Origin of the sequence: Shimazuella soli, from assembly GCF_022511585.1 — a bacterium.
Classification (GTDB): Bacteria; Bacillota; Bacilli; order Thermoactinomycetales; family Thermoactinomycetaceae; genus Shimazuella; species Shimazuella soli.
On the sequence record NZ_JAKWBN010000007.1, the window covers coordinates 94309 to 109380 of the forward strand.

Genomic DNA, 15072 nt, shown 5'->3' on the forward strand with positions numbered 1-15072 from the left:
AAGGAGGAGAAGCATGCCATTTTATCAACGCTTTACGAAAACGACAAATGGGCAATTAACTTTTACTGGTAACACGTTGGGTTATGCCGATGGCAGTACGGACATTGGGGCATTTATCACCATTGATACTTCTAAACAGGTAGGTGGGTATCCAGCAGGCAGTACGATGAATTGGCAAGAAAATTCATCTTCCGCAGTTTTGCGTATGGTTGATGATGCAGAAGTGCTGTATGCGGAGTTGATTTGGGGCGGATCAACTAACTCTAATTCGGAAAATGTGATCGGATCGATCAATACAGCTGTTACCTTTACAACACCTGCCGGTACTTTTTCCATAAGTCCTGATCCGTTAACAGCTAGGGAAGAACCGGCAAGTGGTGGGCAAGTATTTTATGTACGATCTGCAAATGTGACGAGTTTTGTTCAAGCAGGCGGAGCAGGCCTGTACACAACAGGAGGAGTACCAGGTACCGTTCGACCAAAGATTGGGGAGACCAATACAGTTGGTTGGACGTTAGCAGTAGCGTATAAACATCCAGATCTGAAAATTCGGAATATGAATATCTATGCTGGTTCCCAAGTTATTTCCATGTTTAATCCACCTGTAGATGAGCGATTATATGGGTTTATGACCTTAGAAGCGGGAGAAGTAAAAGGTCGTGTGATGCTGACTGCGATGGAAGGGAACTCCAATCTCCCAGGGGACCGGTTTGAGTTTGGTCCTGATGCTTCATCGCTTCAAGTCATCTCTGGACCAAATAATCCAGCCGATAACTTCTTTGCTTCACAGATTAACGATGACAATGGAAATTTAGATACAAGCGGGACAGCAGGTACATTAAATAAACCAATAGGTTCGGATGGCTTTGGAGTGCGAACAGGATGGGATATAACGAATGTAGATGTGTCTCATACTCTGCTCAACAGTCAAGGGGAAGCGATCGTTCGGATTGCCACTGCTCAAGATACCTACTTAGTCAGTGGGTATGGTGTGCAATTGGATGCCAATAGTCCGATTGTCAAAATGACCAAGTCAGCAGATAAAACCAAAGCAGTTGTGAACGAGATTGTTACCTACACCTTAGAAGTCAAAAATGAAGGCTTTGTACCGGCGACTAATATTATTTTCCAAGATTTCCTCGATTCTGAGCTGGAGTATCTTCCAGATAGTTTGCGAGTACGTGGAGTACCTTTTCCGGGAGAAGATATCGAAGCAGGAGTAAATGTCGGTACGATCGCTGTTGGTGAAACAATCATCATTACGTACCAAGCAAAGATAAAAGAAGAACCACCAGGTAAGGTTGTTCACAACAAAGCGTCCATGACCTTTGACTTTCAAAGTAGACCTGATTTGCCGATTTCTACAGCGACGGTGATCAGTAATGTACCAGGAATCGAAGTGATTGAACCCCCTCCTTGTGAAGAGAGTAAAAATGAGATCATCAAAACGGTTGCCGAGGCAGAAAAAGGAATTGCCCATATCATTCGGGCAGAGGCAGAAAAAGTAGAGGCTGTATCCCGTGCATTTCAAAACGATACTGTTTTGATCCGTGATCTCATTGCAGTAAATGAAAGTGTAGAGCAGATGCTCGATGCGGTAATTGAATTAGAAGAAAAGCTAAAAACAAAACTATCGACCGTCAAAGAAATCTGTGATTACTGCTAAATCAATGGGGAGGAAGGTGTATTATGGCTCTCATTCGCCGCTATGCAGCTACGATTAATGGGGCAATTACATTTACTGGCAATGTGCTGGGACTTGCTGATCTGAGTAACCCAGGTAACTTTTATATTGGCGCATTTCTCACTACAGATACAACTAAGCAAGTATCTGGTTTTCCACCAGGAACGACTGCAAACTGGGCGGAAAATAAGTCTGCGGCCGTATTGCGTCTCACAAGTGGTGCAGAAGTGCAGTATGCAGAGCTGATTTGGGGTGGGACAACAGATGCGAGTGTTAGTGGTTCATTGAACAATCCTGTTGATTTTACCACTCCTAACGGCACAGTTTCACTTGCTCCTGATCCTGCCACCGCACAACAAAATGGAAACTTTTACGTTCGTTCTGCGGATGTGACTAATTTGGTGAAAGCGGCAGGAGATGGCAGGTATGCAGTAGGAAAAGTTCCTGCTACCTTAGGAGCAGTTGGTTGGACATTGGCAGTCGCATACAAAGATGCTGCCATGCCAAGTAGAAATATTACGTTTTTTGTGAATGACACGTTTATTTTCAATGGTTCGCCTCAATCGATTGAAGTTACCGATTTCGGTACACCTGCAACAGGACCTGTCAATGCTCGCTTGCTGGTGACAGCTATGCAGGGTGATACAAATCTTGTCGGTGATCAATTTTTATTTGGACCAACAGACTCCACTTTGCAACCTATGAGTGGTCCAAACAATCCAGCAAGTAATTTTTTTGCAACCCAAATCAACGACGATAATGGAAACCTAGATACAAGTGGAACAGCAGGTAATCTCAATCCTGCCATCGGTGGTTCAAACGGTGTTGTTCGGTATGGTTGGGATATTACCAATGTCGATGCTTCCACGGCGATGATCAATAGTCAAAATCGAGCGGTTGCCCGCTTTACATCCAATAGTGATGCTTATCTCGTATCTGGATTAGCGGTTCAGATCGATGTGGACAGCCCAAAGATTCGTATGGAGAAGACAGTGAACCTTTCGGAAGCAAAAGTACGAGATGTTGTCACCTACACTATTTTGCTGGTGAACACAAAAGATATCGAAGCAAGAAATACCGTTTGGGCTGATATTTTACCAGCCGAACTTCAATTTGTTCCAGGGAGTATCCGAGTGGATCGAGTTCCCCAACCGAGCAGTGATCCTGCAACAGGTGTTTCCCTTGGTACATTAGCCTTAAATGTACCAGTGGAAATCACCTTCCAAGCAAAGATCGTGAATGTCCCTCCAGATGAGATTATCAAAAACAAAGCTTCGCTCACGTATGAGTTTGAAAGTGCCCCTGGATTGCCAATTGCGGCAGGCGATGCATCCAGTACAATCGCGGAGACAAAAGTAGTCGTTCGACCCCCAACTCCTTGTGAACGAAACAAAGAAATAATTGAAAATTCCATTCGCCAAGAAGAACAAAATATGAAATTGCTCCAAGATGCGGAGCTGCTAAAAGTAAATGCTGCTAATCAAGCATTTGCAGATGGGACCATAACCGCTGCGGAGCAAACCCAGATCATCCAAAGTGCGAGTGGCGTTTCTGATGCGCTTCGTGTGCTGCAACAAGCACTCGATGCCAAAAGAGCCAGCCTTATAGATTTGTGCAGCGGATGTAAATAAAGAGGAGTGGTGAAAGATGGCTGATAAACCAGAAGTGGTGTTGGCAAAAGAAGTAGATAAGTCAGATGCTGTTGTTGGAGATATTTTGACTTATACCGTGATTTTGACAAACGATAGCTTGGTGGAAGCAGGAAATGTGATTTTTAAAGATGTGTTACCAGAAGAATTGGCCTTCGTTCCAGGGAGCGTGGCGATCGACGATATTCCTAATCCGAGTGCTGATCCGACAGTTGGATTCCCTCTTTCCTCTATATCGATAGAAGGTCCAATTGTAGTTACCTTTGAAGTGGAAGTACTAAAACCCGATCCAAGTGGTGTCATTGGGAATACAGCAAGTGTGGAGTATGAATATGAAGAAGAACCGGGTGAACCACCGATCAAAGACAGCGCAACAAGTAACGAAGCCCAGACAAATGTCCCTGCTGGGCGGACTGCTTGTGAGTGGGCGAGAGATTTGATCGTACACTCCATCGCTCAAGAACAGAAGGCAATTGCCGGTGTAATCGATATGGAAGGTGAAAAAATTCAAGCAGCTTCTCAGTTGTTTCGAGCTAGACTGCTCACTGTAGCCGAGTTGTTGGAGTTAAACCAGAGTGCGATAGATGCGGTGCGTTCCATTTCACAATTGGAAGATGTGCTGATTCAAAAATTAGATCAAAGCAAAGATATTTGTTGTGGTTGCAGCTAAAGGGAAAGGATGGATGAGATGAGCTTTCAAAGGCGTTATTCGACAACGACAAATGGGGCAGTTACGTTTACCGGAAACACGCTTGGATTGAGCAATACCAATACCATCTATTCAGATATTGGAGCATTTATTACCCTCGACACGACAAAGCAAGTTACAGGATATCCTCCTGGTTCAACACAGGATTGGCGGGAAAATGGTTCTGCTGCTCGCTTGCAAATACCAACTGGAGCAACAGTTTTATATGCAGAACTGATCTGGGGAGGGTCTACCAAGACAAGCACAGAAGATGTAACCAGTGAGATTGATGGGGCGATCACGTTTACTTCACCAGCCAGTACCTACACTATCACGCCAGACTCCACTACTGCACAACAAGTAACCCAAGCGAATCAAACGTTTTACGTCCGTAGTGCCAATGTAACCAGTTTGGTAAACAGTGATGGAGCTGGTACGTACACAGTCAGCGGTGTTCCAGCAACAGTTCAGCGGTTTAAAAGTAACAACGTAGCAGGTTGGACCTTGCAAGTGGTCTATCAGGATGCTTCGCTTCCCTTGCGAAATATGAATGTATACGTCGGTACAGCTTCCATCGAGCGTGCAGGTGCGATCAATCAAGACATTACAGGTTTTTCCACTCCTGATGCAGGAGATGTTCATGCACGACTGCTCGTTACGGCGATGGAAGGAGACTCCAGAATACCTGGAGATCAGCTCTTATTTGGGAAAGATGTATCTTCACTGAGTCCTGTATCAGGACCGAATAATCCTGTAGATAACTTCTTTGCATCACAAATCAATGATGATGACGGCAATTTAGATACAAGTGGAACAGATGGCTCGTTAAATGTCAGACCAGGAAATGCCGCTGGAGCGGTTCGCTATAGCTGGGACATTACCAATGTGGATGTCTCCGATGCGATGGAAAATTCGCAGACAGACGCGGTTGTTCAATTTACATCTAAATCAGACGGATATATTGTAACGGGTTTAGGAGTTCAGATCGATGTAAACAGCCCGGAAATTAAAGTTACCAAAGAAGTAGATAAGAAGGCAGAAGTAGTGGGAGAAATTCTGACCTATACCATCTTTGTAGAGAACAGTGGATTAACCGAAGCACAAAACACCATTTTAAAAGACACACTTCCACCTGAGGTTTCTTTTATTCCAGGCAGTCTGCTGATCGATGGGGTGTTACAGCCAAGTGGAGATCCTACTGCTGGAGTTAATATCGGTTCTGTTTCTATTGAAGGGCCTATTGAAGTGGTGTTTCAAGTAAAGGTAAATAAAGTTCCTCCGAATAATGTAGCAGTAAACAAGGCTTCTGTCATCTATGATTTTCAAAGCGGACCTGGACTGCCAACCTCCACTGGAACAGCGGAAAGCAATGAAGCGACAACCGTTATCCGCTTTGTTCAGGTAGGGGTAGCCAAAAAAGAAGATGTACCTGTTTATAATCGGGCAGGAAACACGATTCTTTACACCATAGAGATTGACAATACTGGAGATACAGACATAACTGATGTTGTTGTCGAAGACGTTATTCCAAATGGTACAAAGTACGTTGCAGGCAGTTTAAAACGAGATGGTGTTCCGGTTAGCGGAGATATCCAATCAGGAGTAAATATTGGAACCGTGCGAGCAGGTAAACTTGTTCTCGTTACTTTTGAGGTAGAAATCGATAGTCCAGAACCGGAAAAAGTGGTCAATGATGCAAGTGTTCATTACGAATACGAATTGATTCCCGGAGACCAAGTATTTAAGAAGGATACAAATACAAATGAAGTCACTGCAACCCTTGTTACCAACTGTAAAGAAGCGCAAAAACTCATCATTGGTAAAATAGGGGAAGAGGAATTGGCGATAGCAGGAGAGATTGTACAAGAGAAGGTAAAAATTCAAGATACTATTCGTTCCATTTTTGCTGGAGCGAAAGATGCACAAGAATTGCTGGAAGTAAATCGACAATTGAACCAGCGATTGCAGCGATTTATTGTGAGGGAAAAACAAATGCTACCGACATTAGACAAAGGGAAGCAACTTTGTTGTTCTTAGTAGAAACAAAAACATACCTTTTAAGGTATGTTTTTTTACTGCCAGTCTCTCTCTTTTAAAAACCTATCTGAAGTGGGCTACTTTCTTTACACATAGGGATTATTTTTTTGTGTTTTTTTGTCACAAAATCATTCGTCTAATCGTTATACGAGTAAAGAAACGAAAGGAATGATTTTGGATGACAAAATATGATGTTGCGATTGTTGGTGGAGGTCTTTCAGGTTTGATAGCTGCAATATATTCTGCAAGAGCTGGGAAGAAGACAGTTGTATTGGAACAACAAAAACAACTGGGTGGCAGAGCCATCACCAAAAAGAAAAATGGAGCCTACTTTGATTTGGGAGGGCATGCACTATATAAAGGTCATGCGTTTGAAATTTTACAAGAACTAGAAATATCGTTTGCAGGAAAAAAATCCTCTGTCGATACCTTCTTTGGTATTTGGAAAAATAAACTTATTCCTTTACCTATGGGGGTTATGTCGTTATTGACAACACCTCTCTTATCCTTTAAAGGAAAACTAGAAGTGGCAAGATTTTTTACGTCATTTCTGAAGTTAGATACAAAGCAATTTGATCACATAAGTGTACGTGATTGGATCGAAAGTAATTTAAAGGATCCTATGGTGCGTCATTTCGTTTATTCTTTATTGCGAACTGCTAGCTATGCCGTCTCTCCAGATCTACCAGCTGCTGGACCGGTTTTAAGACAATTACAGCATTCGATGAACGGTGTATATTATATAGAAAAAGGTTGGGGATCATTAGTAGATCAATTGAGGATAACAGCAGTCGAAAGTGGAGTTGTTTTTATACTAGGTGGAAAAGTAACTGAAGTTATTCATCAAGATAGGAAAGTAGAAGCGATACAATGTGTGGATGGAACCAAAATCGTTGCAGATAATGTTATTCTCACTGCATCACCAGAAATTGCTTATAAACTTGTGCCAAATGCAGATCAAACTGCTCTACAAGTATGGAAAGATCAAGCTATTCCTATTACAGCTGCATGCTTATCTGTTGCCTTACGTCGATTACCCAAGCCAAAACACAATGTTATTTATGGGATTGATCAAACAGTATTTCTTTCCAATGAATCTACAGCAGCTTATTTAAGCGATAATGGAGATCAAGTGATTCAACTGTTCAAGTACCAAGGAGCACAAACAGATGCGAAAAAAGATGAACAAAATTTGGAACAAGTGCTAGACCTAGCCCAGCCAGGCTGGCGTGATGAATTGGTAGCAAGACAATACTTACCTAGAATCGTTGTAACACATGACTTTAAACATATGAAACGTAAAGTGAATCCAGGTCCAAATGTTCCTGAGATTGAAGGATTATATGTTGCAGGGGATTGGGTAGCACATGAGGAGTTACTTGCAGATGCAGCAGCAGTAAGTGCTAAACGTGCAGTAGAACATATACTTGCAGAGCATAACTAAGAGAGGTCTTCTACGAATGGACATCGAGTTGTTATATAAAAAGTACAAGGCATTACTTTTTTCACTTGCTTATCGCATGTTGGGTAGTGTGATGGATGCGGAAGATATTGTGCAAGATGCGTTTCTTACTTTTAATCAACTTCCTGATGCAGAAAAGATGGAAAATAAACGCGCATACTTGTGCAAAATGGTGACGAATCGATGTCTAGATTTACTTCGATCATCAGCAAAGAAACGAGAGTTGTATGTCGGACCATGGCTTCCTGAACCACTCTTGGATCAAGAAGAGTTAGACGATCCGTCTGCGTCATACCTAAAAAAGGAGTCTCTGTCCACCGCTTATTTGCTGCTTTTGCAACAATTAAATGCGATGGAACGAGCAGTATTTTTACTTCGAGAAATCTTTCAATATTCTTATGAGGAAATAGCAGAGATGGTAGAGAAGTCTAGTGCTAACTGCCGGCAGATCTTTCGTCGAGCCAAACAGAGTATTCATTTTGATCCTGCAATATTACCAGACGTATCTACAATGGAAGCAAAAGTAAAAGACTTTGTACAGTCTATCTTACATGGAAACACGACTCATTTGATGGAATTGATTCGTGAAGACGTGATCTGTTACAACGATGGTGGAGGAAAAGTGAGAGCTGCTCAAGTTCCGATCAAAGGGTTCTCGAACGTGATTCATGTACTATCCAAATTTGCTCGGATGTATTCGGGACAATACACGATGCGCTATGCAAATGTCAATCTGTTACCTGGTCTAATTTTTACAATGGATAATGGTGATCGATATGTTTATTCCTTTGAATTCAGAGGTTCTGAAATCAAGACCATATATGCAGTAGTAAATCCGGATAAATTAGCACATATTGTCTAAAGAAAACGCCTATAAAAAGGCGTTTTCTTACTTTCTGTTATTTACGTTTGGTCAGAATCACAAGACCTCCATGTAACAAAGAAGGTGTTCCATCATTCATTTCTAATGGATAGACAGGGGTGGCATCGAAAGCATCACTAAAATAAGTTTTTATCGCTTCATCCGTAATGGCATGAAAACGTTCATTACTGGTATCTCTACAACCACGTATGAAGATTTTACCGCCTGGTTTTAGTAAACGAGCCATCTCTTTGGCATAGTCAGGTCGAATGTCATCTGGTATCACATGAAAACAGCCACGGTCATTGATGAGGTCAACAGTTTGGTCAGCAAGTGGAACATGAAGTATATTTGCTTCTTGAAAGGTGATGTTTAAGCCCAAATCTTTTGCACGCTGTGTGGCAATCTTGAGAGCTTCTACACTCTGATCGAATCCATAAGTAGTAAATCCACACTGTACTAAAAAAATAGCCTCTGTCCCTGCTCCACAACCAACATCAATAGCGACTTTACCAGCAGTGGAACCATAAGCAGCAGCAAAACTGACTAGTTCTTGGGAGGGATGGGGCATTCCCCAAAGTTGCTGGTATTCACCAGTACGATAAGCTTCATCCCATTGTGAAAATGTTGGCATTTTTCGATCACCTCGCTTTAATTGTAAAATATGGAACCAATCAAGTAAATGCTAAACGTTAAAACCATCAGCCTAAAAAACTGATGGTTTTATATTTATGTTATGGACTTTTCCATGATCTTCTTCAATTCAATTAGCATATGAGCGTGAGAATAGGTTACTCGTTTCATTACAAATTCTACTAGAAAGTCTGGGGATTCTACTAACGTATTACCCATTACCACTGTTTCGTCATTATTTGCTTGGAGTTTTAGATCATTTTGAATTTGGATATTTGGGAAAGTCGTTGTTTTCATGGTAATCGAACAATCGAGTGGATGTGCTTCTGCAATAGTCTTAAAATTTTTATAGAACGGTACAAACCCAAATAAAGAGAGTTTATCTTTGATCTTCAACGTACTTTTATGTGGTGTATTAGATGGAAATTCCCGAATGTCCACCATGAAAGGATTAAGGTGAATCAAATTTTGGTATTCACTTAAATAATTATAGACTTCAGAAAATGGTGCCTGAATAGTAACAGAGCGTTGAAAGTGATTCTGCTGCATAGGAACACCTCACTAAGTAAGTAGTACAGAGTTGTTTAGGTGAGTTGTCCCATATTATAGCACAATGAGGAAAATTGCTAATTCTATTTTATATTTTAACCATGCAAAGGATTTTATCCCATAAACGGCGGTCGGCTGGATCATCGCATCCAGCCGACCCTACGTCACCTATCAGTTGTGTATCTATCAAGGTGCCGTGCCGTACTCTCTACTGGAAGTCAGAGCTTCTTGACTCCGTCCGCGGCGGGTTCGACTCCTTCCTGGCTCGCCTCCACCATGTTCATGTTCTTGCGCAGCTTCTTCGACCTCACGATCGAGATGAAGAAGTAGCTGAGCAGGAGCAGTCCGGCCGCGAGCGTCAGAATGCTTCCCCACACGTAGATGTGGGACAGATCGTGGAGGTTCTCGCTCATCTTCTGGGAGAGCTCAGAGACACGACCGGAGTGTCCCGATTTCGCCTTCCAGCTCTTGGCGCTGTCCTGGGTGCTGGAGCTGAGTGAGAAGAAGAGCCACCAGCTCACCCCGAAGTAGAGCGCTGAGCCGGCCAGCAAGATGAGCGCTTCGACGATCGGAGACAGCTTCTTCTCGGGGCGCTTGCTGTTCTCGGTGACGACCACCTGGAAGAGGTCGCCGAAGGCGATCTTCATTGCACTGTGTGTCAGCATGACGAAGATCGCTCCGATGAGCAGGAACGAGGAGGTGGCTACCGACAGCGCGATGAGGCTCTGGTCCTCGTACGAGCTGTTGTGGTAGTGCTCGAACAGGCTCTGGTAGTACTGGGAATTCTCCCCCTGTAGTTCTCCCATCATGAAAAGGGGGTAGAGGATCGCCGCGGAGATGACGCTCATGAGCAGCAGAGCCCGAAGGATACGCTTGAAACGGTTGGTCATATTCCCTTCTTCCGGTTGAGTTACGGTTGTACGTAAAATATATCATACTAATAAGAGAGTTGGTATCGTTTTTAGTCTCTTTTCTGTAATATCTGACTAAACTCATCCAATATGGATTCAAGCTCTTTCCCAATTGTGGCAATACGATACTCTATTTTAGGTGGAACAACAGGATAGATGGTTCGATTGATTAATCCATCCTCCTCTAATTCTCGTAATTGGATGGTGTCGTAAACTTTTGGTATAGCTCGTTGTAATTGACCAAAACTCATCGTTCTTTGAAAAAGTTCATACAATATAGCTGGCTTCCTTTTCCTACTTAGCATTCCTAGCACATTTTCAACTGGACAACCATGTATCCCATCATTACTGTGCATGAAACGTTTTCTTGACTATGTCAATTTTTTTGCGTATTGGTTGAATCCATTACATCATCATGCTATTATTTGTATGTACAACAAAGGGTGGTGAAAGTCCGATGATGCAAGAGTTGTTAAAAGGCTGTCTATACTTTACTGCAAATCAACTCGCTCGTGAAGCAGGTAAACTAGCAGAGGAAGAATTTCGAAAAATAGGATTATCCCCTACATATGCCTTTTTGATACTAGTTGTAAAAGAGCAGCCACGTATTACCTTAACAGAGTTGTCCTCTATTTTGCACATCGCCCCTTCAACTGGTACTCGATTTGTTGACAAGTTGATTGTAAAAGGGTTAGTAGACCGTAAAACAGAGGGGAAGCTTGCTAAAGTTACACTTACGGAAAAAGGATTGCAGCTGCATGATGAAATTCAAGCATGTTGGGATCGTTTATATGACCGATATTCTGCTATTTTTGGAAAAGAAGAAGGAGATGCGTTGACAGAAACAGTTTTAAAAGCAAGTGAAACATTGAGAAAAGCAGAGTAATTTTTTTGGTCTATCATTTGTATGTACAAGTAAATAACAAATATGAAGGAGACTCAATAGATGACAGAAGAAAATACGAAAAAAATTTTGGTAATTGGAGCAACGGGAACAATTGGCAGTGCTGTCAGCGAAGCATTAGAAAACCAAAATTACGAGGTAATTTGTGCCTCTCGTAATGGGGATTATCGAGTGGATTTAGAGAAACCCGCTACGATCGAAGAATTATTTGCTAGGATAGGTAAGGTACATGCAGTTGTAGTGACTGCTGGCAGTGGTACTTTGACTCCCTTTTTGGAAATAACGACAGATAATTTTATCGATGGGATGAAAAGTAAAGTCTTTGGACAGTTTGCTCTCTTACAACATGCAATCGATTTTGTTTTTAATGGTGAATCGATCACGATAACAAGTGGCAATATGTTTGAACATCTAATTCCCGGCAGTGGGGTGGGTGCATTTGTAAATAATGGGCTTGATGGATTGGTGCGTGCTGTAGCATCAGAATTGCCAAGAGGACTACGTATCAATGCGGTAAGTCCAGGATGGGTGCGGGAATCGCTCGAAAAAATGGACTATAATCTGCGAACACAACTAGGCGTGGAAAATATGAATGGAATACCTGCAAATCACGTAGCACAAGCCTATATTCAATCGATTGAAGGAAACATGCAAGGGGAAACGATTTTCCCAACAGTTTAAAGAATCTGGAAAGCTACTTTTTCTTGTGGGTGAGAAAAGTAGCTTTGTTGTTAGAATTACATATAGTGGATCAACCCATCAATCAATTCATTGCTCATTCCTGTTGTGACATGAATTTGAGGATAAGTGGATTGAAATTTTTTTAAAAAGGAGGAAGCTTGTATTGAGCAAAGTAACTTATATGCTGGGGATAATGAGTTATAAATATAGATAGATAACCATATAGATTTGTAAGATGATATAATATTTAATGGATTGTTGCAATTTGGAAGGGGAAGGGGGATTTCAGATGGATAAAAGAAAAATGGCAAGAGATTTTGTGGACATCATGGATGAGATGGAAAATGTTCGCAGCAGTCGTAATTTTATCGTGATTGAGATTTTGATTCTTTCGGCAATTTTAGGGTATTATTTCCACTCATGGCCTACATTTTTCGGCTCTGTTATTGTACTAGCCATATTATTTGTTATCCCATATTTACGAGTCGTATTATTTGTACCATTGAGTGTCATTTGGGGATTAATTGCTTATGCCATATTGGGTATGTTTGCGAGCGGAAATATAGCAATAGCTGGTGGAGTATTTATTTGTGTTCTTGTATTTTTCATTCACGTCGGTTCAAGGTAAGTGCCACAAAGGATTTCTTGTCGCACTAAATTCCTTACACATAAAAACTCTTGGCTTTTAATATAACCAAGAGTTTTTGTCTTCACAAGCTATTTTACATACGCATAGGCTATTGCTAAACCTGGAAGCATGATGCGTTTCGCATTAACCCCTTTAAAATACAGTCGTTTTAGCTCATCAATAGATGCATTATGGATATCCCGAAAACCGCGATCAGCTAAAAACTGGTCAATCGTTCCTTCTTCAATTCCAAAAATATAGTTTTCCCCTGTCCATTTAGCGGAACGATGTATGCTTTTTACATGAACATTGTCTTTATCTTGTAGTGTTTCCCTGTAGTAGTAATCAAAAATGACTGCACTGCCCGATGAGCTGTGGTCGGCGATGAAAGATAAAGTACTATCTACGCCTTCTGGATTTAAATATACGGTTACTCCTTGCCAGATAAAGAGTGTTTTCTTATTTTCCAAATAGCCATTTTGCAAAAGTCGTTCTCTTAAATTTTGTGTATTGAAGTCGACAGATACAAACATAACATTTTTCGGCAGAGGGTTAATGATATTTTTTAGTTTTTGTAATTTGACTTTTTGTGTTGCAGGATGATCTACTTCAAACACTTGTGTCTTCTCGATACCATCTATTCGATACGCACGGGTATCAAAGCCTGCACCAAGGATGACAATTTGGTCAAAATCTTGCAGTAGGCATTTTTTCAAAAAATCATCGATATAACGTTCCCGAGCAGTGACAAATGCTAAAGCTCCATGACTGAATTTCTCATATAACCCTGAGCTTATCATCCATTTGCTGAATAAATAGGTGATGTTGTTCACAAAGGAACGGGCGAATGGATCAAAACAAATACGTTCATTTTCAGGTTTGCTCGATTCAATTGCGCGCATCAATGCTATTCCCACAGCTGTTATACTGGATTTTTCACTTTTCATACCAATCACTCCACTTTCACTTAGGAAATAAAGAATGAAACAGCAAGCAATTTGGTATATGATCTAATGATGTTAAATTCATATTACCCGATTTTGACCGTATGGTCAATTGCGGTTACAAAAAGTATCAGCTCCTAGAAGCTGATTTTTTGTTTTTCTTCTCCAAAAGCATCATTTCTGCAACAGGCAGAAGTAATGTGTTTTTTCGTATGGTAGGGTGTAGGTTCTTTGGTTATTTTTCATCTTCAAATATATAAGAAATGTGCTTTTGGAATTATAATGATAACAATCATAGATAGTAGTTTTTTATTATATAAAAACAGGGAGGATGCGTGGACGATGATAAGGTCAAAGCGATCTGTACAAAATCTACCAGTCTATCAAGCGGGAAAACCGATAGAAGAAGTACAGCGAGAATACGGATGGCAAGATGTTATTAAACTAGTATCCAATGAAAATCCAGTTGGTTGTTCTCCTAAAGTAATAGAAGCTTTGAAAGACCTTCATTTGCTGCATCACTATCCAGAACCGCTCGCTCCTGTACTGCGTAACAAGTTGGCAGATCATTTGAATATAAAGCCGCAAAAGTTGATCTTTGGTAACGGATCAAGTGAACTTATTCAAATGATCTGCCGCGCCTTTTTAGAACCGAAAGATGAGTCGATTCTAGTAGATTTTACGTATTCCATATATCAGTCGGAAGTGAAAATTGAAGGTGCCATTCCCATTATTGTTCCTCTGCAAAATGGTGTCTATGATTTAGAGGCGATGTATCAAGCAATTACAAGTAAGACAAAAATCATTTGGATTTGTAATCCAAATAACCCTACTGGTGCACTGATCGATCATGAAACACTGCGTGTTTTCTTAGCCCGTATTCCCAAAAATATTTTAGTAGTATTGGATGAGGCTTATATCGAATACGTAACAGATTTGAGATGTCCAGATAGTCTTACATTGTCTGCCGAATTTAAACAATTGCTGATCTTAAGGACCTTTTCTAAAATTTATGGATTGGCTGCGGTGCGTATGGGCTATGCCATTGCGGATAAAACAATTATTGATGTGTTGCATCGTGTTAGACCATCATTTAATACCAATCGATATGCACAACATGCTGCAATTGCAGCGATAGACGATCAATCCTTTGTAACTCATTGGAGAACGGTGAATCATCAAGAGCGAAATAAAATAATGGAGCAATTAGATAGCTGGGGGCTTCACTATTATCCAACACACGCAAATTTCATTTTAATCGACACAGGTTTACCTTCTCATGAGGTGTTTCAGTTTTTCCTAGAGAGAGGAATTATTATTCGAGACCGCTTAAAGTATCCAACCTATATTCGTGTAACAGTAGGTACACCAGAGCAAAATAGACGATTTTTAGCAGTATTTGCAGAGTTATTATCTTCGTAATTCCCTTAATCATTCACC

The 15072-nt window shown here is 41.1% G+C and carries 15 protein-coding genes; 10 read left to right on the plus strand and 5 right to left on the minus strand.

Translation table 11 applies throughout. The features are described 5' to 3' along the window. Positions 1-13 precede the first annotated feature (13 nt). From MK805_RS14385 to MK805_RS14410, 6 genes are all read left to right on the plus strand, one after another. A complete protein-coding gene (locus MK805_RS14385; protein ID WP_240876587.1) occupies positions 14-1666 on the plus strand; it encodes an alpha-helical endospore appendage domain-containing protein in 1653 nt (550 codons plus the stop codon). 23 nt (positions 1667-1689) lie between these two features. Beyond that, positions 1690-3315, plus strand: a complete 1626-nt coding sequence (locus tag MK805_RS14390) for a DUF11 domain-containing protein (protein WP_240876588.1) — start codon at positions 1690-1692, stop codon at positions 3313-3315. Between the two features lie 16 nt (positions 3316-3331). Further along, positions 3332-4003, plus strand: coding sequence for a DUF11 domain-containing protein (locus MK805_RS14395; protein WP_240876589.1), 672 nt, complete (start codon positions 3332-3334; stop codon positions 4001-4003). Positions 4004-4021: 18 nt separating this feature from the next. Continuing rightward, positions 4022-6058 carry a DUF11 domain-containing protein gene (locus MK805_RS14400; protein ID WP_338057519.1) on the plus strand — a complete coding sequence of 679 codons (2037 nt, stop codon included), beginning with the start codon at positions 4022-4024 and terminating at the stop codon, positions 6056-6058. A gap of 178 nt (positions 6059-6236) precedes the next feature. Beyond that, positions 6237-7502, plus strand: coding sequence for a phytoene desaturase family protein (locus MK805_RS14405; protein ID WP_240876590.1), 1266 nt, complete (start codon positions 6237-6239; stop codon positions 7500-7502). A 16-nt stretch (positions 7503-7518) separates the two neighbouring features. Beyond that, positions 7519-8382: an RNA polymerase sigma-70 factor gene (locus MK805_RS14410; protein WP_240876591.1), complete on the plus strand. Its 864-nt coding sequence runs from the start codon at positions 7519-7521 to the stop codon at positions 8380-8382. A gap of 37 nt (positions 8383-8419) precedes the next feature. Here MK805_RS14410 and MK805_RS14415 read toward each other — a convergent pair whose 3' ends face one another. The 4 genes from MK805_RS14415 to MK805_RS14430 all read right to left on the minus strand — a co-directional run bounded on the left by MK805_RS14415 (position 8420) and on the right by MK805_RS14430 (position 10831). After that, positions 8420-9016, minus strand: a complete 597-nt coding sequence (locus tag MK805_RS14415) for a class I SAM-dependent methyltransferase (protein ID WP_240876592.1) — start codon at positions 9014-9016, stop codon at positions 8420-8422. 95 nt (positions 9017-9111) lie between these two features. Beyond that, on the minus strand, positions 9112-9564 hold the full coding sequence (locus tag MK805_RS14420) for a hypothetical protein (protein ID WP_240876593.1): 453 nt from the start codon (positions 9562-9564) through the stop codon (positions 9112-9114). Positions 9565-9782: 218 nt separating this feature from the next. Then, a complete protein-coding gene (locus MK805_RS14425) occupies positions 9783-10454 on the minus strand; it encodes a hypothetical protein (protein WP_240876594.1) in 672 nt (223 codons plus the stop codon). A 71-nt stretch (positions 10455-10525) separates the two neighbouring features. Continuing rightward, the gene (locus tag MK805_RS14430) at positions 10526-10831 is read right to left on the minus strand and encodes a winged helix-turn-helix transcriptional regulator (RefSeq protein ID WP_240876595.1); all 306 of its coding nucleotides are present in this window, start codon (positions 10829-10831) and stop codon (positions 10526-10528) included. A 101-nt stretch (positions 10832-10932) separates the two neighbouring features. Between MK805_RS14430 and MK805_RS14435 the strand changes: the two genes are divergently transcribed. The 3 genes from MK805_RS14435 (at position 10933) to MK805_RS14445 (ending at position 12688) form a co-directional block, all read left to right on the plus strand. Next, positions 10933-11361 carry a MarR family winged helix-turn-helix transcriptional regulator gene (locus MK805_RS14435; protein WP_240876596.1) on the plus strand — a complete coding sequence of 143 codons (429 nt, stop codon included), beginning with the start codon at positions 10933-10935 and terminating at the stop codon, positions 11359-11361. 60 nt (positions 11362-11421) lie between these two features. After that, entirely contained in the window at positions 11422-12060 is a 639-nt protein-coding gene (locus MK805_RS14440) for a short chain dehydrogenase (protein WP_240876597.1), read from the plus strand. A gap of 289 nt (positions 12061-12349) precedes the next feature. Further along, on the plus strand, positions 12350-12688 hold the full coding sequence (locus MK805_RS14445) for a hypothetical protein (protein ID WP_240876598.1): 339 nt from the start codon (positions 12350-12352) through the stop codon (positions 12686-12688). Positions 12689-12777: 89 nt separating this feature from the next. On the opposite strand, the gene MK805_RS14450 is transcribed toward MK805_RS14445, so the two are convergent. Further along, positions 12778-13635, minus strand: coding sequence for an SAM-dependent methyltransferase (locus MK805_RS14450; RefSeq protein ID WP_240876599.1), 858 nt, complete (start codon positions 13633-13635; stop codon positions 12778-12780). Between the two features lie 339 nt (positions 13636-13974). On the opposite strand from MK805_RS14450, the gene hisC reads away from it, so the two are divergent. Beyond that, complete coding sequence (hisC, locus tag MK805_RS14455; protein ID WP_255724664.1) at positions 13975-15054, plus strand: histidinol-phosphate transaminase; 1080 nt, start codon at positions 13975-13977, stop codon at positions 15052-15054. Positions 15055-15072 lie beyond the last annotated feature (18 nt).

What these genes read in the sequence shown, in the direction of transcription:
- MK805_RS14390 (WP_240876588.1), top strand. Translation starts at nt 1,690, where the DNA reads ATGGCTCTCATTCGCCGCTATGCAGCTACGATTAATGGGGCAATTACA.
- MK805_RS14435 (WP_240876596.1), top strand. Translation starts at nt 10,933, where the DNA reads ATGATGCAAGAGTTGTTAAAAGGCTGTCTATACTTTACTGCAAATCAA.
- MK805_RS14445 (WP_240876598.1), top strand. Translation starts at nt 12,350, where the DNA reads ATGGATAAAAGAAAAATGGCAAGAGATTTTGTGGACATCATGGATGAG.
- MK805_RS14410 (WP_240876591.1), top strand. Translation starts at nt 7,519, where the DNA reads ATGGACATCGAGTTGTTATATAAAAAGTACAAGGCATTACTTTTTTCA.
- MK805_RS14430 (WP_240876595.1), bottom strand. Translation starts at nt 10,831, where the DNA reads ATGCACAGTAATGATGGGATACATGGTTGTCCAGTTGAAAATGTGCTA.
- MK805_RS14450 (WP_240876599.1), bottom strand. Translation starts at nt 13,635, where the DNA reads ATGAAAAGTGAAAAATCCAGTATAACAGCTGTGGGAATAGCATTGATG.
- MK805_RS14440 (WP_240876597.1), top strand. Translation starts at nt 11,422, where the DNA reads ATGACAGAAGAAAATACGAAAAAAATTTTGGTAATTGGAGCAACGGGA.
- MK805_RS14395 (WP_240876589.1), top strand. Translation starts at nt 3,332, where the DNA reads ATGGCTGATAAACCAGAAGTGGTGTTGGCAAAAGAAGTAGATAAGTCA.
- MK805_RS14400 (WP_338057519.1), top strand. Translation starts at nt 4,022, where the DNA reads ATGAGCTTTCAAAGGCGTTATTCGACAACGACAAATGGGGCAGTTACG.
- MK805_RS14415 (WP_240876592.1), bottom strand. Translation starts at nt 9,016, where the DNA reads ATGCCAACATTTTCACAATGGGATGAAGCTTATCGTACTGGTGAATAC.
- MK805_RS14385 (WP_240876587.1), top strand. Translation starts at nt 14, where the DNA reads ATGCCATTTTATCAACGCTTTACGAAAACGACAAATGGGCAATTAACT.
- MK805_RS14425 (WP_240876594.1), bottom strand. Translation starts at nt 10,454, where the DNA reads ATGACCAACCGTTTCAAGCGTATCCTTCGGGCTCTGCTGCTCATGAGC.
- MK805_RS14405 (WP_240876590.1), top strand. Translation starts at nt 6,237, where the DNA reads ATGACAAAATATGATGTTGCGATTGTTGGTGGAGGTCTTTCAGGTTTG.
- hisC (WP_255724664.1), top strand. Translation starts at nt 13,975, where the DNA reads ATGATAAGGTCAAAGCGATCTGTACAAAATCTACCAGTCTATCAAGCG.
- MK805_RS14420 (WP_240876593.1), bottom strand. Translation starts at nt 9,564, where the DNA reads ATGCAGCAGAATCACTTTCAACGCTCTGTTACTATTCAGGCACCATTT.